Genomic DNA, 845 nt, shown 5'->3' on the forward strand with positions numbered 1-845 from the left:
CTAGGCTCAGGACCTATTAAATCTGCCCTTGCGCTCTGATGGAGCTGTGATTCCATGGCAGCCGGAGGTGCTGCCATGGCGGACTTATTCTGGCTGACGGAGGCGCAAGTCGCACGGATCTCGCCTTTCTTCCCGCTGTCGCACGGCGTGCCGCGGGTGGACGACCAGCGTGTCGTCAGCGGGATCATCCATGTCATCCGCAACGGCCTGCGCTGGCGCGACGCGCCCGCCGAGTACGGTCCGCACAAGACGCTCTACAACCGCTTCATCCGCTGGAGCCGGATGGGCGTGTTCAACCGGATCTTCGCAGGCCTGGCGGGCCGCCGAGGCCAGCCCGATCGGCTGATGATCGACGCGACCCATCTCAAGGCGCATCGCACGGCGGCCAGCCTGCTCAAAAAGGGGCTCTACCCCGATGTATCGGCCGGACGAAGGGCGGGCTGAATTCCAAGCTGCATGCCGTCTGCGACGGTCAGGGCCGCCCCGTCCTGCTTCTGCTCACCGAAGGCCAGATGAGCGATCACAAGGGTGCGGCTTTGATGCTGCCCCATCTGCCGCAGGCCAAGGAACTGCTCGGCGACAAGGGCTACGACAGCTGCCGCTTCCGCGAAGCCCTCATCGCCCGCGGCATCATCCCCTGCATTCCCTCAACCCGCAGCCGGAAGATCCCGATCCCTTACGACAAGGTGCTCTACCGCCAGCGCCATCGGGTCGAAAACATGTTCGGCCGTATCAAGGACTGGCGCCGCGTCGCCATGCGCTACGACCGCTGCGCCCACACCTTCTTCTCCGCTATCTGCCTCGCCGCAACCGTCCTCTTCTGGATCAATGAGTCCTGAGCCTAG

Annotated in this window: 1 protein-coding gene; it reads left to right on the forward strand. The window is 64.4% G+C overall.

What is annotated here, in order from left to right:
- The first annotated feature begins 75 nt into the window (after positions 1-75).
- Positions 76-839, forward strand: a protein-coding gene (locus GVN67_RS29085; RefSeq protein WP_160000774.1) for an IS5 family transposase whose coding sequence is annotated in 2 segments (ribosomal slippage) — positions 76-409 and positions 409-839 — 765 coding nt in all. Because the reading frame shifts where the segments join, the coding sequence is not laid out codon by codon here.
- Positions 840-845 lie beyond the last annotated feature (6 nt).

Origin of the sequence: Roseomonas sp. 18066 (assembly GCF_902706185.1) — a bacterium.
GTDB lineage: Bacteria > Pseudomonadota > Alphaproteobacteria > Acetobacterales > Acetobacteraceae > Pseudoroseomonas.